The sequence below is a fragment of the Lactobacillus mulieris genome (assembly GCF_007095465.1).
Classification (GTDB): domain Bacteria; phylum Bacillota; class Bacilli; order Lactobacillales; family Lactobacillaceae; genus Lactobacillus; species Lactobacillus mulieris.
In genome coordinates this window covers 1-24,990 of record NZ_SDGL01000013.1, presented here as the reverse complement: position 1 = coordinate 24,990, position 24,990 = coordinate 1, and the positions used below count along the sequence as shown (strand labels likewise).

The window sequence follows — 24,990 nt, the reverse complement described above, 5'->3', positions numbered from 1 at the left end:
GTTGACCTTTTTGCATATTTAAAATTTCATAGCATTTAAAAAATCTTGTATTCTCTGGTTATTATTGTTGAAAAAGTCCTTGCATTCTCCATCAAAAATGACGTGACCTTTTTCTAAAAAAATCACTTTATCAGCTACTTTGCGAGCAAAATCCATATTATGAGTTACAACGATCATTGATTTGCCTTCTAGGGCTAATTTTTGCATTAAGTGTAAAATTTGAGCTTCAAGTTCTGGATCCAGTGCGCTTGTAGGTTCATCAAATAGGATATAACTAGGTTTTAATGCTAAAGCGCGAGCGATTGATACGCGCTGTTGCTGTCCACCGGATAATTCTGATGGATAACGATTTTCATAACCTTCTAATCCGACTTCGGCTAGTAATTTTTTACCTTCTTGGATTGCTTGATCTTTATTTTCATTTTTGGCTTGAGTAGGTCCCTCAATTATATTTTCTAGAATAGTCATGTGAGGAAATAGACTCCAACTTTGGAAAACCATGGCACTTTTTCGACGAAGTTGTAAGATTTCATTATTTGATAAATTTTCATTATAGTTTACTTTTATATCATCTAATTCAATTGTGCCATTTTCAGGTTGGTCTAATAAGTTTATAGAGCGAAGAAGTGTGGATTTCCCGGCACCACTGGGGCCTAAAATAACAGTAGTCTTATTTTTTGGAAAAACAACATTGATATTGTCTAAAATTTTGTTATTTTCATAACTTTTATTTATGTTGGTAAGTTTAAGCATCATTTCACCTCAAAGCGTCTTTCAAGATATAGCTGCAATAAAGAAAGTAAAGAACAGAAAATTGCATAAATAATGGCAACAATTGAATACATAATCATTGGTTGGTAGTTATGAGAAGCAATTTCTTGGCTGACCATAAACATTTCTACTAAGGTAATAGAGCTAGCTAAAGATGTATCTTTTACTAAGCCAATAAATGAATTGGATAAAGGTGGGATTGCAATTCTTACGGCTTGAGGGAAGATAACTCTACTTAAAACTTTTCGATATGTTAAGCCAATAGAATAAGCTGCTTCCCACTGGTCTTGAGGAACTGATGAAATAGAAGCACGAATTGTTTCAGAAGCATATGCCCCAGTGTTCAAAGAGAAGGTTAATATACCGGCAGTCCAGGCTCCCAATTGAATGCCAATACTAGGTAGGCCATAAAAGACTATAAATAGTTGAACTAATAATGGAGTAGAGCGAAATATCCAAACGTAAAAAGTAAAAAAGCCTTTTAGAAGTTGCCAAAGACTTTTCTTTAATGGATTACCTTTTGGAGTAGACATTCGAATTAAAGCGGTGATAGATGCAATTATGATTCCTAATATAAAAGAAATAATTGCAATTGGAATTGTATATTTTAATCCAGCGATTAATATTTCTGGGACACTTGTTTTAATAATTTCCCACATGATTAATCCTTTCTATATATTATTTTTGTATTTAAATAAAATTCAATTACTTTTTGTTAGAAACTCTTTTAACAATCTATCATCTTACTAAAAGTAAGTCAAATATAATGCTAGTAAATTTAAAGTAAAAATATAAATAATAAAAATAAATTAACGATAGATTAAATTACATTTCAACAAGTTAATATCTTTGAAAGCGGTGTCAAAAACGTAGTATACTTAAATTGTGAATGGTTATATTTAAAAACGTGCAAAATATATTTAACTTAACTATTACATATATATTTGTATTATTTATTAAATTATTATTAACGAACCAATATATGTTTTTTGAGGTGGGAGAAATATGAAATTTAGCAATATAAGGAAACGTTTAACTCTTAAATCTGCCAAACAACGGCAAAATTGGTCATTTAGAAAGACAACAATTGGGCTTTGTTCAGTTTTATTGTCAACTACTTTATTATGGGGAATTACTAATATACAGCATAATTCTGTAGTTGTTAGAGCTGAAAATACAGCAAATAGTGAACAATCCTTATTTACAAGTCAGCAAAATATTTCAGGTGCTCAAGGAATTACTAGTTATGTTGGAATTAGTTCAGCAGATGGTAGTTCATTTACTTTAAATGATGGATCAGCTATTTCAATTACTTATCCTACGTTAGATGCTACTTCATCAAGAACTGACTATCTGCCTTTAAGTGATATTACTTTGAGTCCATATGGGACAAAGAACTTTACTTTTTATATTTATAGTAAACAAGATTATGGAAGAACTCTTTCTCAACTAAATTACAATATTACTCAAGGGACTAATACTGTAATTGTAGCGTCTTACTCATCAAAATTAGGTAATGGGATAAATTATAATAATTTCAAAGTTTATCAAGCACCTGAATTAACCGAAGTAGCGAAAAAGGGACTTAATCTTGAACCTGGTGCTAGTTTACCTGATCCATCAACGGTTTTAGCTAATTATAATACTGTTAAAAAAGGTGCAATGAAAATCGAATGGGGAGAGTTAGATACTCAAACTACTGGTCAAAAGACTGCCAAATTAAATATTACCTACAATGGTAGTGGAGCCTGGGGAATGCGTGGTGAAGGTGGTGCAACTTACACCAGAACTTTAGACGTCCCAGTGGCTATTTATTCTGTTAAGGATCCAGTTAAAACACCCGTTCCTAAGGCCTATCAGACAGACTTAACTACAGAATATAAAGAAAAAATCATTGCTGCTATTAAAGAGGCTAATCCTAATGCTCAAGATGTGACAGTTGATTCTAAAGGGAATGCAACTGTTAGTTTCCCTGGAGAAACTAAGGCAGAGGTTACAAGTGATCGTACAATTAAAGATGTTGATAAATCGGAACTTGATGCAGCAATTAAAGATGGAACTACAACTAAAACTCAAGTTGTTTATATTAATGCAGATAGTAGTAAAAAGACTGCATATGACCAAGCTTTAACCGATGGAAAGTCATTATATGATAGTGATACAGCTAGCCAAGATGAAATAGATAGTCAAGTTTCCCAAATTAAAGTAGCTAAAGAGGCTTTAAACGGTAAGGAAACTAATAAAACTGGTCTTGAAGAAGCAATTAAGAAAGCTGAAGAGGAAAAGGGGAAAGAAAGTTACGGAAATGCTTCTAACGCTGCCAAGTCAGCATTGGATTTAGCAATTCAAAAGGCAAAAGATGTGTTAAATGATGAAAATGCTAGCCAAGAAGACGTTGATAAGGCAATTAGTGACTTAAATGATGCAATTAGTGGTTTAAGTAACAGTCAGGCAAAAGATGTGCAAGCTCCAACTAAGACTCCCGTTCCAGAAGCTTATCGTGATAACTTAAACGATGAATATAAGAATCGGATAGTTGAAGCAGTTAAAGAAGCAAATGAAAATGCTGATTTAGTTGTAGTTGATAATTTAGGAAATGTTGTTATTACTTTTAAAGATGGTTCTATTGCTAAACTATCTAAAGATGAAACAGTTAAAGACGTTGATAAAACAGCATTAAATTCTGCATTAAGTGAATATTCAGATACTATTAGAACACCAGAATACTATAATGCCAGTCAAGATGCTAAAGACAATTATGATAAGACAAAAGCAGATGGACAAGAAGCTTCTGCCAGCACAACGGCAAGTCAAGAAATGGTTGATACAGCAACTACAGCTATTACCAATGCTAAAAAAGCACTTGATGGTAAAGTAACTGACAAGCAGCAATTACAAGATTTATATGCAAAAGGCAATTCTACTAAAGAAAGCCAAGTTTATACTAATGGATCTACTGCTGGTCAAAATGCTCTGAAAGAAGCGCTAGCTACTGCACAGCAAGTAATTGATAATGACCAAGCTACTCAAGAAGAAGTAAATGTAGCTGTTAAACAATTACAAGATGCTTTAGATTTATTAGCCAAAAGTCAAGCCTTCTTTGCTAATAACCCAGAAAAAGTAGCTATACCTAAAGCTTATTATCAAAAACAATTAACTCGCAATCTAAAGAGTAAAGGTGAAAATGAGATTAGACAAGCAAATCCAGATGTAGTTGATACAGTTACTGTTAATGATCCAGGTGCTGCAAATGTTGTCTTTAAAGATGGTTCTAAGAAATACTTTGAAAACACAGTAACTACTAAAGAAGTAGATACTTCCAGGCTTAAACAATTGACTGATGAACAAGAGAGTATTCATAAGACTGGCCTATATATTAATGCTAGTGAAGGTGCTCAAAGCAGATATGATAGCACTATTGGGGATGGATTAGATGGCTTGGAAAATCCAACCTTAACCCAAGATCAAGTAGATACCTTAGCTGATGCAATTGAAAATGCCAAATCAATGCTTGATGGTTATGAAACTAATAAACAAGCCTTAAAGGAATTGCTAGATGAAGCTCCAAGCTATAAATTGACCGAACCATATACGACTGCTTCTGATGAAGCTCGTCAGGCTTATGACCAAGCAATTAATGCTGGTAGTGGGGTCTATAATGAAGATACCTTTACTCAAAAAGAAGTCGATACAATGGTTCAGATTATTGAAAAAGCAAAGCGTGATTTACAAGAAAGTTCTGATGAAGCTGCAAGTAAAATTAATCTTTCCATTAATAAAACTCCTGTTGGTGATAAAGAAAGCTTAACTGAAGGTGAAAAAGATAAAGTTAAGGCTGAAGTGCAAAAGGTTAACACAGATCCAGATATTTTAGAAATTACTACTAATAATGATGGTAGTGTAAACGTTAAATTTAAAGATGGTTCGAGTGGAGTGTTCCAATTGATAGTAGATATACCATAAAAGAGACTGATAAAACTGCTTTAAAGAATGCAATTGATCTTGAAGATTATGTTAAAACTCAACAAACTGTAAATTATAATGGTCAAGACATTAAAATTTATGAATCTGCAACAGCTGTTGCAAGAAAAGAATATGACGATGCAATTGAAGCAGGAAAAGTAGTTTATACCAATGACAAAGCTACACAGGATGAAATTGATGCCGCAACTAAGCGCATTAATGATGCAGTTAAGGGATTAGTAAGCGCCGCAACTAATGCTCAAGTTAACTTTAATTACGGCTTTGGTTTGACTCCGGTAATTAATTTAGATAATGTTTCTGATTCAGAAAAGACAATTATTAAGTCAAAGATCGCTGAAGGTAATAAAGGTGATGATGGTCAAACTTTAGTTGATATTGATGCTACTACAATTGATGCTGAAGGTAGTGCAGTTGTTGCCATGAAAGATGGTTCAAAAGTTCACGTTGATAAGAAGTTTACAGTTAGAGCAGTTAATAAGAGTGTTTTACAAAAAGATATTGAAATTGCTAATGATCTTAAGGGCAATAAAACTGAATATGATAAAGCAACTGATGCAGCAAGAGCAAACTTTGAAGAAAAATTAACTAATGCTAATGCCGCTAATGATAATCCAACTTCACAAGAAGATGTTGATAAAGCAGCTAGTGAACTTGAACAAGCTATGAGTGATTTAATTAAAAGCATTAAAGCCGCTTCAAGTAAAGTAAAGCAGCCAACAACTCAAATTGCCGTAGGACGTGACCGTGAACTATACACTAAAGAAGAGGATAATGAAAAAGGCAAGATTGAAGCAGCTGTAAGAGAAGTAAATCCTAATGCTTCAAGTGTTGAAAGTGATGTTTATGGTAATGTAACTGTTCATTTAAGCGATGGTACAACGGTTGTAATTGATAAGTCTAAGACAACTAAAGATACGACTAAAGATGCCTTAAAAGATGCAATAGCTAATGCCAAAAATGAAGAGGAAAATGGCAATATCTATAAGAATGCTTCGACTCAATCTAAGCAAGACTTTGATACTGCGTTGACTAAAGCACAAGAAGTATTTGATTCGACAAAATCCAGTCAAAAAGAAATTGATGACGCTACTAACTCCTTAAAGACTGCTTTTGAAACCATGGCTGATTCGGTTAAGACGGCTCAAAGTAAAGTTAATAAAGATGTTGAAAGAACTCCAGTTGGTAACAAGACTAACATTACTGAAAAAGAAAGTTTAAGTATTCATGATAAGGTTTTAGCAAAGAATCCAAATACAACAGTAACTGTTGATAATGAAGGAAATGCTACGGTTGAATTTAGTGATGGTTCTAAGGGTTTTGTAAGTAATGATTACACTACAACTAATGTTGATAAGAGCCAACTTCAAGCAAGTTTTGACCAAGCAACTGGAATCAAAGATACTGATACTGTTAATAATGCTTCAACCAATGCTAAAGAGAAATTCAATGAAGCATATAATCAGGCTAAAGAAACTTTAGCTAAAGCGACTGCTACACAAGACGACGTAAATAATACTAAATCCGCTTTAGATGAAGCGATGCAAAACTTATCTAATAGCTTAGCGAGTGCAATTATTGCCCCAGAGAGGGTAGCAGTTCCTAAGGGTATACAAGGTAATATTACTGAAGAATCTGGTTATGTAGCTAAAATTCAAGATGCTATTAAAGTGGCTAATGAAGGTAAAATAGAACAAGTTGCTGTAGCTTCAGATGGCAGTGCAATTATAACCTTTACTGATGGCTCAATCGCTAAATTAACTTCAGGCCAAACTATTAAAGATGTAGATAAGAGTGCCTTGGTAAATGCAGTTAATGAAGCGCCTAGTGTAAAGGGAACAGCAAAATACTACAATGCAGATGCAGCATTGCAAACTGCATATACTGATCAAATCACAGTTGGTCAAACTATGTTAGACCGTGATAGTGATAGCCAAGAAGCAATTAATGAACAAGTATCTAATATTCAGACCGCTAAAAATAATTTAAATGGTATAGATACTAATAAAGAGCAACTTAGAATACTTTACGGAACTGTTGATAGTGTTAAAGCTGGCTCAACTTATGCTAATGCTTCTGCGAAAGCTAAGACTGATTTAGATAGTGCGGCTAATAGAGCTAAAGCTGTTTTAGATAATGATAGTTCTACCCAAAAAGAGGTTGATGATGCTTATGCAGCTTTGGATGAAGCTATTAAAGCATTATCCGATAGTCAAGCTACAAAGATGGGAGCAGTAACTCCAGTTGAAGTCCCCAAGAGTATTCAGAGTAATTTAACTGATGACTTTAAGAGTGAGATTAGGGATGCTGTTAAATCAGCTGATGAAAATGTTGATATTGTTAAGGTTGATAATGAGGGTAATGTTACTGTCATTATGAAAGATGGTTCAACTACTAGTTTAGATAAATCCAAGACTGTAACAGATGTCGACAAATCAGCACTTCGCCCATTGGTAGAAGAAGCAGATACTGTTAAGGCTAGTGCAAAATACTACAATGCTGACGATGAACTTAAAGATGCATATGATACTGCAATTAGTCATGGTAATGATATTTTAACTAGTGATAGTGCAACTAAAGAAGATGTCGCACAAGCAGTAACTGATATTACCAAGGCTAAGAATGCTTTAGATGGTGCTGAAACTAATAAGGACGGCTTGCGTGCTACCTATACTAATGCAACTGAATTAAAGGATGGAGACAGTTACAAGTTAGGGACTGCCGCAGCTAAAGAGGCATTTGACAAGGCATATAGCGATGCTGATAGCATTTTAAAGAAAGACAATGCGACTCAAAAAGAAGTAAATGATGCTAATGATGCCTTGCAAAAAGCCATGGCCGGTTTTGGCGATAGTGAAGCAAGTAAAATTATAATGCCAGAAAAGACTGTTGTACCTGAGTACTATCAAGATAATTTGGAAGATTCAACTAATCCATATGCTCAAAAGATTATTGATGCTATCAAGGCTAAGAACCCAAAGGCTACTGATGATATTACCTTTAGCGGGGATGAAGCAGTAGTTAAGTTTGAAGATGGTTCACAAATTGGTGTGAAGAAGATTAACTTGATTAGTAATGTATCATTTGATACCTTGAAGCCTTTAGTTGATGAAGCTAACGATGTGATGGAAAGCGTTAAATATAAGAATGCTGATAGAGAACTACAAACTGCTTATATTACAACAGTAAATAAAGGTAGTAAAGCTCTGGGTGATACAAAAATTGATCAATCATCTGTTGATACTTTAGTGACTGAAATTAGTAATGCTAAGAATGCATTAAATGGTCAAGAAACAGATAAAAGTGAACTTGAAGCACTTGTTAAAGAGGCACCAGAAGTTAAAGAAGCTAATAAGAATGCCTCAACTAAAGCTAAAGAAGCTTATGATGAAGCAATTCAAGCAGGCCAAGATGTATTAGATAATTCTGATGCCACACAAAGCGAAGTGAATGAAGCTAAAGAAAAGATTGAAGAAGCTAAGAGAAACTTAGCTAACGAAATTAAAACACTAGCTGAAAAGCTTAACGTGGAAGTAACGAAGACAGAAGTAGGAGATAAAAAAAATATAACTGAATCTGAAAAGTCTGAAATTACTAAGAATGTGACAGATGCAGTACAAGCAAAGAATCCAAATGATAAATTTGAGGTGAGTGTTGATAACCAAGGTAACGCAACAGTAACATTTGAGGATGGTTCAGTTGGTCAAATTACTAATGATAAGACTACTAAGGCAGTAGATAAAACAGGACTACAATCAGATGTAAATAAGCAAGCAGCTGTTCATAAAACTTCTAAATACTATAATGCAAGTGAAGAAACTAAGCAGGCTTATGATGAAGCAATTCAAGCAGGTCAAGTTGTACTTGACAATGAGAAAGCAACTAAGCAAGCAGTAATAGATGCAAGAAGTGAAATTCAGAAAGCATTAGATGCATTAGATGGCGAAGAAACAGATAAAAGTGAACTTGAAGCACTTGTTAAAGAGGCACCAGAAGTTAAAGAAGCTAATAAGAATGCCTCAACTAAAGCTAAAGAAGCTTATGATGAAGCAATTCAAGCAGGCCAAGATGTATTAGATAATTCTGATGCCACACAAAGCGAAGTGAATGAAGCTAAAGAAAAGATTGAAGAAGCTAAGAGAAACTTAGCTAACGAAATTAAAACACTAGCTGAAAAGCTTAACGTGGAAGTAACGAAGACAGAAGTAGGAGATAAAGAAAATATAACTGAATCTGAAAAGTCTGAAATTACTAAGAATGTGACAGATGCAGTACAAGCAAAGAATCCAAATGATAAGTTTGAGGTGAGCGTTGATAACCAAGGTAACGCAACAGTAACATTTGAGGATGGTTCAGTTGGTCAAATTACTAATGATAAGACTACTAAGGCAGTAGATAAAACAGGACTACAATCAGATGTAAATAAGCAAGCAGCTGTTCATAAAACTTCTAAATACTATAATGCAAGTGAAGAAACCAAGCAGGCTTATGATGAAGCAATTCAAGCAGGTCAAGTTGTACTTGACAATGAGAAAGCAACTAAGCAAGCAGTAACAGATGCAAGAAGTGAAATTCAGAAAGCGTTAGATGCATTAGATGGCGAAGAAACTAATTTTGATAAGTTGATAGCAGCTATTGCGAAGGCTGAAGAAGCAAAAACTAGTGAAAAATATGTTTACGAAAGTGATGCTAATAAAGAAGCCTTTGATGAAATGCTTGATAAAGCTAAGGCTGAAATGGGGCAAACTAATGTTAGTCAAAAGACAGTTGATCAAATTACTGATGAACTGATTAAAGCAATTAATTCGTTGACTGGTGTTAAACCTGCCCCAGTAGAGCCAGAAGTTGTTCCAACAAAATCTGAAGTTAATAAATCAGAACTACAGAGCCAACTTGATAAGGGTAAAGAAGTTCAAAATAGCCCTCAATATCAATCTGCTACATCGGAATCAAAGGCCAAATTAGAAACAGCTCTTGATAATGGTCAAAAGATTTATGATGATAAGGCAAGCACTCAAGAACAAGTGAACGAAGCTAGTCAATCAATAGAGACGGCATTAGCTAACTTAACATCAACTGTAGAAAAGCCTGTTTCAACTCCTCAAACTCCAACTAAGTCAGTAGTTATAACTAAAGCTGATTCAAGGCTTAATAAAGCTAAGAGCAACACTTTGCCAAAACAAGCTAAATTGCCACAAACTGGTGAAACAACTAAGGCAAATACTTGGTTAGGATTTGGAGTTATTGGTCTGTTATTAGCAGTATTGGGAATTAAAAAGAAAAAGGAGGATGAATAAAAATAAATAGATAAAAGTGTCTGAAGGGAAAAATTTATAAAGCAAAAAAGTGTTGATAATCTTGGTTACATAAAACCTTGATATATCAACACTTTTTTATATAAAGTTATTTTTTAGTAATATCACCATCAAAGTATTTCTTAGAAAGTTGTGATAAAGTACCATCTTCTCTTAAATCATTAAGAGCTTTGTTGATTTTTTTTTGTAAAGAACTATTTCCTTTAGACATCATGATTCCGATTTCTTGAGCTGGAATTTGATTAGTTGGGATTTCAACATATTTTAAATCAGTTACGTGTTGACTCTTTTGATAGTACAGGAATGCTTCTTTAGAATTCATCGCTGCAACAACACGATTTTGGCGAATTAACTCCATAGCTGTTGAGAAATCAGTAGAAGATACATTTTGTCCTCCAAATTTCTTTACATTATCAGCATTGGCTGTACCAGTAGCCGCAGCAATTTTTAAACCTTTAATATCTTTAGCACTCTTAATAGTGTTATTCGTTTTCTTCATGATTAAAGCTGATTTTGAATAAATGTATGGAGTCGAAAAAGTATATGCTTTTTTACGTTCAGGTGTCATTGCAATATCGTTGATAACAATATCAAACTTTTTAGCACCTAAACCTGCAATAAGTGAGTCCCATTTAGTAGGAACGAATTTAATTTTATAACCAGCTTTCTTTGCTACTGCTTTTGCTAAATCAACTTCAAAACCTTTTAACTTTCCATTTTCACGGTAGGAATATGGTGCATATGTTCCTTCAAGTCCAACAGTTAAAGTGCCTTTATTTAAAACTTCACTATTTGTTGATTTTTGGTTGCTGCATGCTACAAGCCCCAAACTAATAGCAATTAATCCAGCAAATAAACTTATTTTTTTAAACCAACGCATGGCAAATCCTCCTCATAAAATTACTAACTTTTTGTTAGTGCTCATTGATTAATAATTTAACATCTTACAAAAAGTAAGTCAATAATTTTACTTATTTTTGATGTGTCCTTCTTTGCCAGCTAATCCATACCAAAATAATTCCCAATATGCGTCAATGTTTTCTTTAAATTCTTTATGATCTAATTTCAAAACAAGTGATAAGAAATTACAAATTTGTTCATCTGAAGCAGAAGCTTGAATAAATTTGTCTTTACGGCCAACTCTGATAATCATTAGCCAACTATCGTTTACTTTCTTTTCTATATAAGATGTGAGCTCAGGATTATTGTTTGTATATGAGCAAAAATCGACCCAAACTTTTGGACCGTATTTTTGTTTAAATTCGGCTTCAAAATTTATTTGCTGTAATTTTTCAAAAAAAGTTAAAGTGTCATTATTTAGTTTAGAATATGCATTGGCCATCGCTTCATCAATAAGTTCTTGGCAAACTAGATTAACTAATTCATTTTTGTCAGAAAAGTATTTATACATTGTTACGTATGAGATTCCTGATTTTTTGCTAATATCACGTACATTAGTAGCGTAAATTCCTTTAGTTAAAAATAATGTTTTAGCTGCTGTGATAATTTTTTTGCGATTGAGTTCTTTCTTTTCTTCACGTTGCATTTAATCACTACCTTTCAACAAAATAATACCATAAAAATTAAATAATTAATGTTAATGTTTAATTTTATTGACAAAGCATTCTAGTCTGTATTATTATTTATAAAAATTAAATATAGTGTTAGAACGTTTAACTTTTCCAAGGAGGTAATTATGGCTTTTTTAGAATTGAAGAATATTTATAAATCATATTTTCTAGGAAAAGAAGAATTTCCCGTTTTAAAAGGGATAAATTTAGATTTTGAATTGGGAGATTTCGTATCAATTCTTGGAGAATCTGGTGGTGGAAAGTCTACCTTAATGAATATTATTGGTGGCTTAGATCGTGCTTTTAGTGGTGAAGTTTTATTAGCAGGACAGAAGTTAAATCATAGTAAAGAAGCAAGTCTGAATAAATATCGGCGAGAAACTATTGGCTATATCTATCAAAGCTATAACTTAATTCCGCATTTAAATGTTTTAGATAATGTGGCATTGGCACTAGATATGACAACGCTAACTGCTAATGAAAGAAAAAAGCGTGCTTTAGATTTATTAGAGCAAGTAGGGTTACAAGATCATGTGAAAAAGTATCCTAAACAATTATCAGGTGGACAGAAGCAGCGTGTTGCAATAGCGAGAGCATTAGCTAGTGATCCACAAGTAATTATTGCGGATGAACCAACTGGAGCACTTGATTCCCAAAATACTGAGGAAGTATTAGCACTATTAAATAAAATAGCTGCTGAAGGTAGATTAGTTATTACGGTGACCCACTCTCAGCACGTTGCCGACTCTGGAACCAGAATTGTTCGTTTAGCAGATGGAAAAATAATCTCGGATCAACGATTAAAGTCAGCCTATAATGCTAAAGTGGAAAGTAAATTACAATCGAGAAAATTACCATTAGTGACAAGTATGCGAAATGCCTTTAAGCATTTTAAATATCATTTTAAGAGAAACTTACTAATAATTCTTGGTACAGCTGTGGGCCTTTTTAGTGTCATTACCTTTAATGGATTAGGGACTGGTGTTAAAGGATATGTAAATGAACAAATTAATAGTTTAGTTAACCCAAAACAAGTTCTTGTCACACCTTATGTGAAAAGTAGTAATAATAATCAACAAAATTCATATGTGAACTTAACTGCAGGGGATAAAACTGTTAATACCTTTTCAAATAAAGATATTAGCGCTCTAAAGAAAGTGAAAAATGTTTCTAAAGTAGAAAAAATTCATACCCTTACCAATGTTGATGTTAGTCTTAATAAAAAAAAACACTAATATTACAACAGTGACTAATTGGACTAGTGTTTTAAATGCTTCAAGTATTAAAAAAGGACGAATGCCAAAAACTGGTGAAGTAGTTTTAGATAAAAAGAATATCGCTAAAAGTTTGACTAATAACCCTAATTCTTTAATTGGCAAGACAATTACTTTAACCTATGCTGGATTAAATAAATTAGGTCAAAAAGCAACGATAATGATTAAAGTAAAAGTAGTTGGATTAACTGAAAGTAGCGGATCGAGTCAAATTAATGCAATTGGTGGCAATACTATTGAAAATGCATTAAAAGCAGCGAATATGTCAACAGATGTAGCTGCATTAGGTGTTAGTGCAAGTAGTATGAATACCGCTAAAAAAGTTGCCAAGAGCATTAATAAATTAAAAATCTCAGGTAAACTTAGATTTACTGCAACTGCAGTGTCTTCAATGCTTGATAGAATTGAAACTTATATTAGTTTAATTACCAATGTTTTAGCTGGAATTGCAGGTATTTCTTTATTAGTATCAGCTTTAATGATTATCGTAACAATGTATATGTCAGTTTCTGATCGAACTAAAGAGATTGGAATTTTGCGTGCATTAGGTGAAAGTAAAAGAGATATTCGCCGTCTATTTACTAGTGAATCTATTTTGTTAGGAATATTTAGTGCAACATTTGCGACAGTTATTGCTTTAGCCGTACAATCTTTAGCAAATTCAGCATTAAGTCAAATTGCGCATTATTCATTTATTCAAATTAGTTTTTCTAATATTATTTCTGCTTTCATTATTTCAATAGTTATCTCTTTATTAGCAGCAATTTTACCAGCACGACATGCGGCAGGTTTAAATCCTATTGATGCTCTAGCAGGAGAATAAAAAAGAGATGAGAATTTTCGAGAATTCTCACCTCTTTTTTTAATTGGAATTCTTTTTAACTAAAAAGTTAAGTTTAGTATAAAATACTTTTTGATTTACTCCTGTAAAATATTTACCAACTGTTGGTATTAATCCTAATAGATAAATTATTAATATTGAAGTTAGGCTAACTAAAATAAATAATAGAAAAACAGCAAGTGTGCCTTTGTTTTCAATAAAATAAGGTATATTTCTATTAAAAAATAAGATTAATAAGTTATGTATTAAATAGACTCCATAACATGATGGGACAATAAACTCAAATATTTTAATTAATTTTATAGGATACTTTTCTTGTGCTTTTTGACATAATAAGAAAAAGGTAGAAGCTAATATACATACAAAAAGAGAAGTGTATAATTTAAAACTTTCATCATATGCTCCTCTATTTTTTAATGTGAAGAAATAAGTTCCAAGAGCTATAACAAAGATTATTGATAGGAATACAATTAATAATCTTTTATATGAAATTTTTTGTGTGTCTATTTTAGAAAGATAATATCCTAATAAAAAATATCCAGCATAGCCACCTATTATTTTCCAATCTTGACTCGTTGAAAAAATTAGTTTTAATGGAAATGGAAGAATATTATTGAATGTTGGTAAAATAATTACAAATATTAGCCAAATAAATAACACGTATTTTAATAATGATTTATTTTGGGTTATCAATAAAAGAACTGGCGAAAAAACATATATAATAATAAAAGGGTACATAAACCATAATGATATTTCTCCAGGCCTTCCTGGTATTTGAAGTATTGATATTAATAAAAGTTTGAGATTGTTAATTTTCAATATAAATGAGTATCCAATAATATTGATAATTGACCAAATAAAAAATGGAATTAATAATTTAGGTAACCTTTTTTTCCATAATATGTTTATATTAGCTGTTGAATCGGAATTTAATAATAAACTACCAGAAATCATGAAAAAAATAGGGACACTGCATGTTGCAAAAGATGTTAAAAAATTAACTAAATGCCATGAAAAATCGATAGGCATACGTAGTTTAGTTGCAGATGCATGTAATAGAATAACTCCCAACATTGAAATGATTCTTAAAAAATCTATATAAAAAATTCGTTTCATTAATATAAAACCTCTCTAAGAACATGAAAAAATCAATTATATTTTATAAAACCTCTTTGAATAAGTAAATATGTACGGGGGATTGTATATATTTAGAATTACCTTATAATACAAAGGGTCTGGGAAAAAAAGTCGATTTCAGGTTAGATTTCGATAAATTCTAAAAATAAAAACGTTGATATATCAAGGTTTATAAAACCAAGATAATCAACGTTTTTTGTAATTTAAGAGTTTTTTCCAGACTCTTTGTATTAATCTTTATTAATATATCTAGGATTAGTTTCAGGAGCAACAAAATAACAAATTACTGTACCTAATAATAAGACCACTCCACAAATAGCCATTGTTACGTATGAACCATATGCACTAACAATAACAGGAAGTAAGAACGTTCCTAGTGCTGCGCCAATTCTACTCATAGCAATGACAAAACCAACTCCAGTACCACGAAGTTTAATATCAAATAATTCAGATGTATAAGGGAAATCTAACAATACAGATGCGGTTAAAATAACTGCTAAAAGTGTAAAGATTGTTATTTCGACAATTGAATTAATTGATTTGCCAAAAGCTAGTATAAATAGACATAGACTAGAGATTGAGAATGTAACAATTAAAAAGCTTCTTCTGCGGTATTTATTAAAGAAGTAGATACCAATAGCTGGCCCAGCAACAGTTGCAATATTATAAAATAAACCAGCTAGGTATGTATCTGTTACATCCATACTCTTTAACAATATTGGTAAGAAAATATTAATACCAAAGAAAGCAAAAGATTGCGTTGTGTAAAAAGCAGTACCAGCTAAAGTTTGGCGCCAGTAATTTTTTGAAAAAAGAGTCATCCAGTTAATACTTGGATCTTCTTCTAATTCTACTAAGTGTTTTGGTAGTCCCCATTCTTCTCCAAGGCGTTCATGAATTAATTCAGTTGCAGATTCATTTTGATTATGGCTAGCAAGCCAAGATGGTGAAGCTGGTAAACGGATAAAACTACGATTAAGTGCAGCAATCAATCCAAATACAGCGCTTGAAGCTAGAAGCAACTTCCAATTACTTATGTAATGTCCAGTAACGTAAGCAATTAATAAGCCTAATGTCCAATAAAAAAGTAAGTGACTTTGTTTTGCTGCAGCATCTTTAGTAGGTAGCCACTCAACCATTAATGAATTACCAACAGTATAGTCAACAGCAATCATTAAACCAATCAATAGACGTAAAACTAATAAAATCCAAACATTAGTTGTAAAATATTGTAGTAAAGATAAAATTGTAAAGATATACATGTTACTCATTAACATGTGTTTTCTACCAAATTTATCTGCAAGTTGTCCCATAAAGAAACTTCCAATTAGACCAATTAAACTGGCTGCTCCTAAAAGACCTAAGATAAAATTATTAATTCCTAATTCTTGTTGGGCATTACCAAAAGCAATTCCAGCAACATTTAAGGCATAGGCACATGCGATTTGCCCGATGTTCATAGCCCAATAAATTTGAGAATGCACTTTTGAAAATGGTGCATCTTTATAATTTTTTGTTTGAGTCATTGGGTTTTTTTCCTTTCCAAATTTCTAACACACAATAGAAATAATACCATGATTGGTCTAATAAAAAAATAGCCATCTACGGATGGCTATAATTATTGTGTTTATATTGTTTCTAAACATCTTTATTTATTTTCTTTTTTTATAAATTGTGGATTGGTTTCAGGAGCTACAAAGATACAAATTATTGTACCAATTAATAAAACAACGCCACAAACACATAATGTTATATAGGCACCAGCTAAATTAACAATTATAGGTAATAAAAATGTACCTGCAGCAGCACCAACACGGCTCATCGTGATAACGAAACCAACACCAGTTGCTCTAATTCTTAAATCAAATAATTCAGTAGTATAAGTAAAGTCTAGTAACAATGAAATTGATAAAACAATTGAAAAAATTGTAAAAATAATCAAGGTTAATATTGAAGGTAATTGAGGGAACAAAGCTAAAATAAATAAACAAATAATTGAAATAGAGAATGTAACAATTAAGAAACTTCGTCTACTCATCTTGTTGAAAAGCCAAATCCCAATTGCTGTACCAACAATAATGGCTAAATTGTAAAGTAAACCTGATAAGAAGGCATTATTCATGTGCATATTCTTCAATAAGATTGGTAAGAATATACTAATACCAAAGAAAGCAAAAGCTTGGGTAGCATAAAAAGCCGTTCCAGCTAATGTTGCTCGCCAATATTTTTTACCAAAAAGTTCAAGTGGAGAAGCATCAGTTTTCTTTTTTACTCTTAGTAAACTTTTTGGAAGTCCCCATTTTTTACCAAGATTTTTCTGAATAACTTTTTGTGCTTGTCGATGCTCACCTTGACTAGCAAGCCAAGATGGAGAGTGGGGAATTTGAACAATGCTCCGATAAATAGCAGCTATTAGGCCTAAAACTGCTGACGAACAAAGCATAAAGCGCCAATCGCTAATAAATTGGCTAGCTAGAAAGGATAATCCAAATCCATATGACCAATATAATAAAAGATTACTTTGTTTTTTAGCTCCATCTTTGGTTGGCATCCATTCGACTAAAATAGAATTACCAACTGTGTAGTCAATTGCAATCATCAATCCAATTCCTACTCTGAGTAAAAATAATAAAAATAAGTTACTGGTAAAGAATTGTAATATTGATAAAAGTGAGTAAATATACATATTTGCCATCAGCAAATGCTTACGCCCGAATCGATCAGAAATACGGCCCATGATGAAGCTACCAGCTAATCCGATTAGTGACCCTGCCCCTAATAGACCTAGCCAAGTATCATTAATACTTAGAAAAGCTTTAGCATGGTTAAAAGCACTACCAGCTATCCCTAGTGCATAAGCACATGCAATTTGCCCTAAAACTAATGCCCAATATAATTGAGCATGTACATCAGAAAAAGGGGCTTTTTTGTAACTTTTACGTTTATAAAATATGTTCTTTTTTTGTTTACGTTTTATTTCTGTTTTACTTTGTTGATTTTGTTCACCCATGTGGGGATGCAACATCCTTTCTTAAAATCATCTTTATACTAAAACTGATAATAACATGATAACATAAAGTAAAGATGATATAGAAAGATATGCTATTATGAGGTATTTTTATGGACAAAAAAGATGAAATCAGAATGTTAAAAAATTTTTCTGATGCTAATGCAACTTCTGGCTTCGAAGAAGAATTTGTTAAGCTTTTTACCAACACTATTAAAAAATATGCTGATATCGAAGTTGATGGCATGTTAAATGTCTATGCAAACAAAAAAGAAAATAAGGCTGGTCGATTGACAGTACAGCTTGATGCGCATTCTGATGCAGTGGGATTTATTACGCAAGCAGTTCGTCCCAATGGGTTAATTAAATTTGTTCCATTAGGCGGATGGTCACGAGTAAATATTCCTGCTTTAAAAGTAAAGATTAGAAATAAAAATGGTGAATATATATCCGGTGTTGTGGCAACTAAGCCACCTCATTTTATGAATGCTAGTGAGAGAAATAAGTTACCAGAAGTAGCCGATTTATCTATTGACGTTGGTTCTAGTAGTCGAGCAGAAACTATTAATGATTATCAAATTGATACTGGATGCCCAATTTTTGTTGATGTTAAATGTGAATATAATGAAAAGACTGGACTCTTTTTCGGAAAAGATTTTGATGATCGTTTTGGAGCAGCTGCAATGGCAACTGTCTTAGAAGAGTTGCAGGGTGAGAATTTAGATGTTAATGTAACTGCTGCTCTGTCTAGTCAAGAAGAGGTAGGGCTTCGAGGGGCATATGTAACTGCTCGAAAGGTAAGGCCCGATTTGTGTATTGTTCTTGAAAGTTGTCCTGCAGATGATACCTTTGAACCAGATTGGCTTAGTCAAACTGGGCTTAAACGTGGTGTAATGTTAAGAGATATGGATGTTACTTTTTTGCCGAATCCTAAGTTCCAACAATATGCTTGTGATTTAGCTACTAAAAATAATATTCCGTTCACTAGAAGTGTTCGAACTGGTGGTGGACAAGATGGAGCAGCAATTTACTATGAAAATGGTGCTCCAACTATAGTAATAGGAATTCCGGTAAGATATGAACATTCACCATATTGTTTCAGTAGTTATCAAGATTATCGAGCTAGTGTTGATTTAACCAAAGCAATTTTAAAAGATATGACTGCTGAAAAGTTAGCAAGCTTTAAGACTTTTTAGTAACCACTTTAAAGAAGCCATGATATACTAACACTATAGTTAAATATTTATAATTGTTTTGTCACTAGGGGAGCTAGTAGCTGAGAGACTTAGGTCGACCCTTTGAACCTGAACTGGATAATGCCAGCGCGAGGAAAGTGGATTAAATTTAGAAATTAACCCTCCTTTTGACTAAGTTAAAAGGAGGATTTTTATGTTTAAGAAGAAATTAAATTGGGATATTCAAGCAATTATTTTGGTAAGTTTAGTTGGATTAATAATGGGCGTAATTTATACTTATGGATTTAATTTGATTTATAATTTAACCAAAGCAGCCCTATTACCAACAGGCTATGCTCAATTGACTGATACTTTAATGAGTGGCTTATGGTATATGGCGGCACCTTTAGCAGTTTATTTTGTTCCAGTAAAAGGTAGTGCTACCTTAGGTGAAACATTAGCTGCTTTTGGTGAAATGCTTGTTGGAGGACAGTGGGGTGCAATTACTATTTTGGCGGGTTTTGTACAGGGATTGGGAAATGAAGTAGGCTTTTTGACATCTAAAAGTCGAAAACATTTTACTTGGTCAGCTGTTTTACTGGGGGCAACTGGTGCGCATTTTACCGGTTTTTTCTTAACGTATGTATTGTATGGGTGGTACAAGTATAATCTAACTTTGCAAATTTTGATGTTTATTACTGGCTGGCTAAGCAGTTTAATATTTGATGGTGTATTGATTAAATTGATTTGTAGTCGGTTTGAAAGAGCTTTTTTTAAAAAATAAACAAAAATTCCTAATAAGTTTCAAAGTTTTAAACTATAGCTTTTTTCGGCTCTATAATTTTTCCTGTTGATAGCTTATTTGAGTTAAACTGTTAACGGGTTTTTTATTGCATAAAAAAGAGGCCATAGGCACCTTTACTTACATCCCAAGACTATCTAACTCAAGAACAAGTTGTAATGGAAGGTATTAGTTGTGATCCAAGGCTAGATAATGCGTATAACTTACTGCAAGACTTTATTGACCTTCAAGCACAACTTACGAGCAGTCTTAAATGGTGCTAGATTCAGCTACTCTAATGGTTGTTTAGAAGGTTTTAATAGCAAGATTAAACAGATTGAGCGTACTGCTTATGGTTATTCAAATTATATTTACTTACTAACAAGAATTAGATTAGAGAAAACAGGGTTAAAGAAAAAGAACCAAGCAATTTATATATTGCTTGATTCTTTAAATCACTCCATATCAACAGTATTTGACAAAGAGCCCTTTTTTCATACTTTGATTAGTATTAAAATGTATAGTGTCGTATATCGATTTTAAGAATATTTTGAAATGAGGAATTTTATGAGCGAAAAGAAAAAGAAGATAACCTTGGTTGGGTTAATCTTAATGATTTTCTCCTCAATTTATGGTTATAGTAACTCATTAACAGCTTTTTATCAGATGGGCTATGCTAGTATTATCTGGTACGTATTAACAGCAGTTTTGTTTTTCTTGCCGTCAGCTTTGATGTTTGCAGAATATGGTGCTTCATTTAAAGCAGCTAAGGGTGGAATTTTTTCTTGGCTACGTGGCTCAATTGGTGAAAAGCCTGCTTTTGTCGGTACTTTTATCTGGTTAGCTGCTTGGGTAATTTGGTTGGTATCGTCTACACAATTTTTCTTGGTATCAGTTGCAACAGCAATTTTTGGTAAAGATACTACAACTAGTTGGCATTTATTTGGGTTATCAAGTGATCAAACTTTAGGTATTTTAGAAATAATTTTTTTGGTACTTGTGTGTGCAATTGCATCAAAAGGTATTAATGGAATTGTAAGAATTTCAAGTATTTGCGGAGTGGCAACTTTAGGGATTTCAGTAGTTTTTATTGTTGTTAGTTTGATTATATTAATGATGCAACATGGTCAATTAGCTGAGCCATTAACAGCAGCGAGTTTAGTAAAATCACCGAATTCATCATTTACTAGTCCATTTGCAGTAGTTTCTTTCATTGTATATGCTTTGTTTGCGTATGGTGGTTTGGAAACTATGGCTGGGGTAATTGACAATGTTGAAAAACCAGAAAAAACATTCCCTCGTGGTTTGATTTGGGCTATGATTATGATGACCGTACTTTATATTTTGACTATTTTTTTATGTGGTGTTACAGCTAATTGGTCAGAGATATTAGGTCAAAAGAATGTAAATTTGGCTAATGTTGAATATGTTTTAATCAATAATATGGGATTGGTTTTCGGTAAAGCCTTTGGCTTAGGACATGCCCAAGCATTAATATTAGGTAAAGTATTTTCACAAATTACAGCTATTAGTGATGTATTAGGTGGATTAGGTGCAGCTTTTGTTATGCTTTATTCTCCTATTAAGTCATTTATTGAAGGATGTGATAAGCGATTACTTCCGAAGAAATTAACTACTTTAAACAAATATGATATGCCAGAATTTGCTATGTGGTGTGAAGTGGCTTTTGTATCATTGATTATTTTGCTTATTTCATTTGGTGGTAGTTCTGCAAGTGCTTTTTACACAGTTCTCACAGATATGATGAATGTTTCATCAGCAGCGCCATACTTGTTTTTGATTGGAGCTTTTCCATTTTTTAAGATGAAGAAAGATTTGGATCGACCTTTTGTATTTTATCGAAGTCAAAAGTGTGTTTGGATTGTTATCGCCTCTGGGATTATTTTTACGATTATTGAACCGATAGTTGAAGGTGATCCAGCAACAGCATTTTGGACAGCCTTTGGTCCAGTTTTCTTTGGTGTAGTAGCTTGGATTTTCTATTCAAGGGCAGAAAAGAAAATAAAAGATTTGTAATAAAAATTTAGTAGAAAAGAGCTTTGCGGAAGCAAAGCTCTTTTTGTTCATAAATTCTTCACATTTTTATCTTCATTTTTTCGAACTTACAAATGATAAGTAACAAAAAAGTCACAAATTTATACCATTATAAGCACAACTCCTAGATAAACTAGTTAGCAAATAATAGAAATACAAAGTTTGATAGTGGGTAATTCAAATTTTTGTATTTGGAATAATGTTTCGAATAATCTGGGAGGTTTATTTAAATGTTTTCAAAGAAAAATAAAAAGCAATATGATTTAAAACATGCAGATGGCCGGCAACACTGGTCTTTGAGAAAGACTACATTAGGTATGGCCTCTGTATTGCTGTCAACTACTATTTATTTAGGTTCAACAAATGTTTTAGTTCATGCGGATACTACTAGTGATTCTCAAACTAGTCAAGCTACTACCTCAAGCTCAAGTAGTGATACGAGTTCATCAAGTTCACAAACAAGTAGCTCAGAATCTAGTTCAGCAACAAGTGCAAGCTCTACTAGTGAACAAACTAATTCTACTACATCTTCAAATAGTGAAGCATCCTCATCTGCTTCTTCATCAGAATCATCTACTAGTTCAGTTTCTTCTTCAAGTTCTAGTTCAAGTTCTGATTCAAATGAAAATGAAACTAATACTAGCTCTAATGTAGTCTCTACTTCATCATCCTCATCTGCTGACACTAATGATTCAACAACTGATCAAACAAGTTCAAGTGCAGATGGATCTTCTTCATCTAACCAATCTCTTTATACAGATGAAGCAAGTGCAACTTCAGCTGCTAATAAAATTACAGAAGATAATAAAACTACCACCACAACAACTACAATTTCTACAGCATATGATAATAAATCAACAGCTTCAACTCAAAAATCTAGCTTTGATTTTAGCCAATATTCAGGTTTGCCAGAATATTATATGTGGATGAGTTATATTAATAGCAATAAAGATATTAAAGCAAATGCTAGTTCAAATGTAGTGATTTCGGATCCAGTATATGACGCAACAACTAATACAGTTACATATACAATTCATTTTAATCCGTCAAATGGGATAGTAACTACTTCTGGAAGTACTTTAACTGATGCATCTGCTCAATATGCAATTGAAATTAGTAAGAATTTGAAAGTGGTATCTATTTCATATGGCTATAACGGTAATATGACCGATGGAACTTCTACTTATACATCAGGTGGTGGGACACTTTCTTCAAGTTCAACTAATGGAACTGCAACAAAGATGATTGTATCAAACACCACTTACGCGAATACTAGCACAACTGGCTTATCATCAAGTAATGCAATAAGTTCTGTATCAAGTGATATAGGGCAAACAATTATTTTTTCACCGAACACAACACTTTATTACCAAGCTTCAAATTCTAAAGGACTTGATGTAACGATTGTAGCAACTGTATATTCAAGTGTTTCAACTTCTTTCACAGGGGTAAATGCAATTGAAAGCTATATTCCTAAATCCCTTTGGAATAATAATTCAGGTATTAGAGATATGTTGGGTGATACCCCAGTAGTCATGAGTACTTACAAGGCTGTGACAAGCTCTACAATTGCTGAAGGGCAAGCTGCTTCTAATACCACAACAACTACTATGACTAATGCAACTGGAGTGGCATCAACTTCAATTCCAGTTAGTGTAGTATTTGATAATAGTTCATCTGAAAGTAATATTACAAGTGTTGATTATACCTTAACTAAAAGTGCAAGTAGCTTGAAAGAAGCTAATTCAACTGCTTATGTTAATGCAACAGATGATAGTACTTCAGGAAGTTTATCGGCAAGTAATAATTACACTCAAAATTATTATGATGTTGAAGCAATTCCATCTGGTACAACAGTTAGTTCATCGGCTTTAGCAAGTGATCTATTAACTAGTGATGCATTGACAGTGACAGATGTTAAAATTAATTCAACTTCAGGTACATATAGTTACCTTGTTAGTCAAACCAATTCGGGAATTGAAATTCATGTTATTGACAAAACTGATTTAGAAACAGCTGTAAATGACCAAAATGATGTTCAAAAGACCTCAGCTTACTACAACGCAAGTGATGATAAGAAACAAGCGTACGATGATGCGGTAGCTGCTGGTCAAACAGTGTTGAACAATGATTCCGCTACTCAAAGTGAAGTAGATAGCGCTACAACTGCAATTAACAGTGCAAAGTCAGCCTTAGATGGTGAAACCACAGACAAGAACGCTTTGGAAACAGCAGTGAATGACCAAAGCGATGTTCAAAAGACCTCAGCTTACTACAACGCAAGTGATGATAAGAAACAAGCATATGATGATGCAGTAAGTGCTGGTCAAACAGTGTTGAATGATGATTCCGCTACTCAAAGTGAAGTGGATAGTGCTACAAGTGCAATTGATAATGCAAAATCAGCACTAGATGGTCAAGCTACAGATAAGACAGCCTTAGAAACTGCTGTAAATGATCAAAATGATGTTCAAAAGACCTCAGCCTACTACAATGCAAGTGATGATAAGAAACAAGCATATGATGATGCGGTAGCTGCCGGTCAAACAGTGTTGAACAATGACTCCGCAACCCAAAGTGAAGTGGATAGTGCCACAAGTGCAATTAACAATGCAAAGTCAGCCTTAGATGGTCAAGCTACAGATAAGACAGCCTTAGAAACTGCTGTAAATGAACAATCAACAGTAGAAAGCACTCCAGCTTACTACAACGCAAGTGATGATAAGAAACAAGCATATGATGATGCAGTAAGTGCTGGTCAAAAGGTGTTGAACAATGATTCCGCTACTCAAAGTGAAGCAGATAGTGCTACAACTACAATTAACAGTGCAAAGGCAGCCTTAGATGGTGAAACCACAGACAAGAGAGCTTTGGAAACAGCAGTGAATGACCAAAGCAATGTTCAAAAGACCTCAGCTTACTACAACGCAAGTGACGAAAAGAAGCAAGCGTACGATGATGCGGTAGCTGCTGGTCAAACAGTGTTGAACAATGATTCCGCTACTCAAAGCGAAGTGGATAGTGCTACAACTGCAATTAACAATGCAAAGTCAGCCTTAGATGGTGAAACCACAGACAAGAG

Annotated in this window: 13 protein-coding genes, 3 pseudogenes and 1 riboswitch; of the genes and pseudogenes, 9 read left to right on the top strand and 7 right to left on the bottom strand. The window is 33.1% G+C overall.

Going from position 1 to position 24,990, the window contains the following annotated elements:
- Positions 1-18: 18 nt before the first annotated feature.
- Both ETI37_RS06420 and ETI37_RS06415 read right to left on the bottom strand, forming a co-directional pair.
- Complete coding sequence (locus ETI37_RS06420; protein WP_034530317.1) at positions 19-753, bottom strand: amino acid ABC transporter ATP-binding protein; 735 nt, start codon at positions 751-753, stop codon at positions 19-21.
- Positions 753-1,430: an amino acid ABC transporter permease gene (locus tag ETI37_RS06415; RefSeq protein WP_006587132.1), complete on the bottom strand. Its 678-nt coding sequence runs from the start codon at positions 1,428-1,430 to the stop codon at positions 753-755. Before ETI37_RS06415 ends, ETI37_RS06420 begins: the two co-directional genes overlap by 1 nt.
- 346 nt (positions 1,431-1,776) lie before the next feature.
- Here ETI37_RS06415 and ETI37_RS06410 point away from each other — a divergent pair, with 346 nt between their 5' ends.
- The 3 genes and pseudogenes from ETI37_RS06410 (at position 1,777) to ETI37_RS06405 (ending at position 10,049) form a co-directional block, all read left to right on the top strand.
- Entirely contained in the window at positions 1,777-4,734 is a 2,958-nt protein-coding gene (locus ETI37_RS06410; protein WP_143458495.1) for a MiiA motif-containing surface protein, read from the top strand.
- Positions 4,713-4,961 (top strand): annotated as a pseudogene (locus tag ETI37_RS08010) (hypothetical protein); the annotation flags it as partial. The gene ETI37_RS06410 and the pseudogene ETI37_RS08010, both read left to right, overlap by 22 nt.
- 60 nt (positions 4,962-5,021) lie before the next feature.
- Positions 5,022-10,049, top strand: coding sequence for a MiiA motif-containing surface protein (locus ETI37_RS06405; protein ID WP_143458494.1), 5,028 nt, complete (start codon positions 5,022-5,024; stop codon positions 10,047-10,049).
- A gap of 106 nt (positions 10,050-10,155) precedes the next feature.
- Here the strand turns inward: ETI37_RS06405 and ETI37_RS06400 are convergent, their stop codons facing one another.
- Together ETI37_RS06400 and ETI37_RS06395 are read right to left on the bottom strand one after the other, a co-directional pair.
- Positions 10,156-10,947, bottom strand: coding sequence for a transporter substrate-binding domain-containing protein (locus ETI37_RS06400; RefSeq protein ID WP_006587129.1), 792 nt, complete (start codon positions 10,945-10,947; stop codon positions 10,156-10,158).
- 87 nt (positions 10,948-11,034) lie between these two features.
- Positions 11,035-11,613: a TetR/AcrR family transcriptional regulator gene (locus ETI37_RS06395; protein WP_006587493.1), complete on the bottom strand. Its 579-nt coding sequence runs from the start codon at positions 11,611-11,613 to the stop codon at positions 11,035-11,037.
- A gap of 150 nt (positions 11,614-11,763) precedes the next feature.
- Between ETI37_RS06395 and ETI37_RS06390 the strand changes: the two are divergent.
- Positions 11,764-13,735: pseudogene (locus ETI37_RS06390) on the top strand (ABC transporter ATP-binding protein/permease).
- Between the two features lie 39 nt (positions 13,736-13,774).
- On the opposite strand, the gene ETI37_RS06385 reads toward ETI37_RS06390, so the two are convergent.
- The 3 genes from ETI37_RS06385 to ETI37_RS06375 form a co-directional block, all read right to left on the bottom strand.
- Positions 13,775-14,869, bottom strand: coding sequence for an acyltransferase (locus ETI37_RS06385; RefSeq protein WP_048595940.1), 1,095 nt, complete (start codon positions 14,867-14,869; stop codon positions 13,775-13,777).
- A 251-nt stretch (positions 14,870-15,120) separates the two neighbouring features.
- Positions 15,121-16,416, bottom strand: a complete 1,296-nt coding sequence (locus tag ETI37_RS06380; protein WP_006587123.1) for an MFS transporter — start codon at positions 16,414-16,416, stop codon at positions 15,121-15,123.
- A 122-nt stretch (positions 16,417-16,538) separates the two neighbouring features.
- A complete protein-coding gene (locus ETI37_RS06375; protein WP_006587491.1) occupies positions 16,539-17,900 on the bottom strand; it encodes an MFS transporter in 1,362 nt (453 codons plus the stop codon).
- Between the two features lie 110 nt (positions 17,901-18,010).
- Between ETI37_RS06375 and ETI37_RS06370 the strand changes: the two genes are divergently transcribed.
- From ETI37_RS06370 to ETI37_RS07915, 5 genes and pseudogenes are all read left to right on the top strand, one after another.
- Positions 18,011-19,093 carry a M42 family metallopeptidase gene (locus ETI37_RS06370; protein WP_006587121.1) on the top strand — a complete coding sequence of 361 codons (1,083 nt, stop codon included), beginning with the start codon at positions 18,011-18,013 and terminating at the stop codon, positions 19,091-19,093.
- A 56-nt stretch (positions 19,094-19,149) separates the two neighbouring features.
- Positions 19,150-19,246, top strand: a riboswitch (TPP riboswitch).
- A gap of 40 nt (positions 19,247-19,286) precedes the next feature.
- Positions 19,287-19,856 carry an ECF transporter S component gene (locus ETI37_RS06365; protein ID WP_006587120.1) on the top strand — a complete coding sequence of 190 codons (570 nt, stop codon included), beginning with the start codon at positions 19,287-19,289 and terminating at the stop codon, positions 19,854-19,856.
- 146 nt (positions 19,857-20,002) lie between these two features.
- A pseudogene (locus tag ETI37_RS06360) lies at positions 20,003-20,299 on the top strand (transposase); the annotation flags it as partial.
- A 121-nt stretch (positions 20,300-20,420) separates the two neighbouring features.
- On the top strand, positions 20,421-21,890 hold the full coding sequence (yjeM, locus tag ETI37_RS06355; protein WP_022091279.1) for a glutamate/gamma-aminobutyrate family transporter YjeM: 1,470 nt from the start codon (positions 20,421-20,423) through the stop codon (positions 21,888-21,890).
- Positions 21,891-22,138: 248 nt separating this feature from the next.
- A partial coding sequence (locus tag ETI37_RS07915; protein WP_143458493.1) for an FIVAR domain-containing protein occupies positions 22,139-24,990 on the top strand: 2,852 nt, incomplete at its 3' end.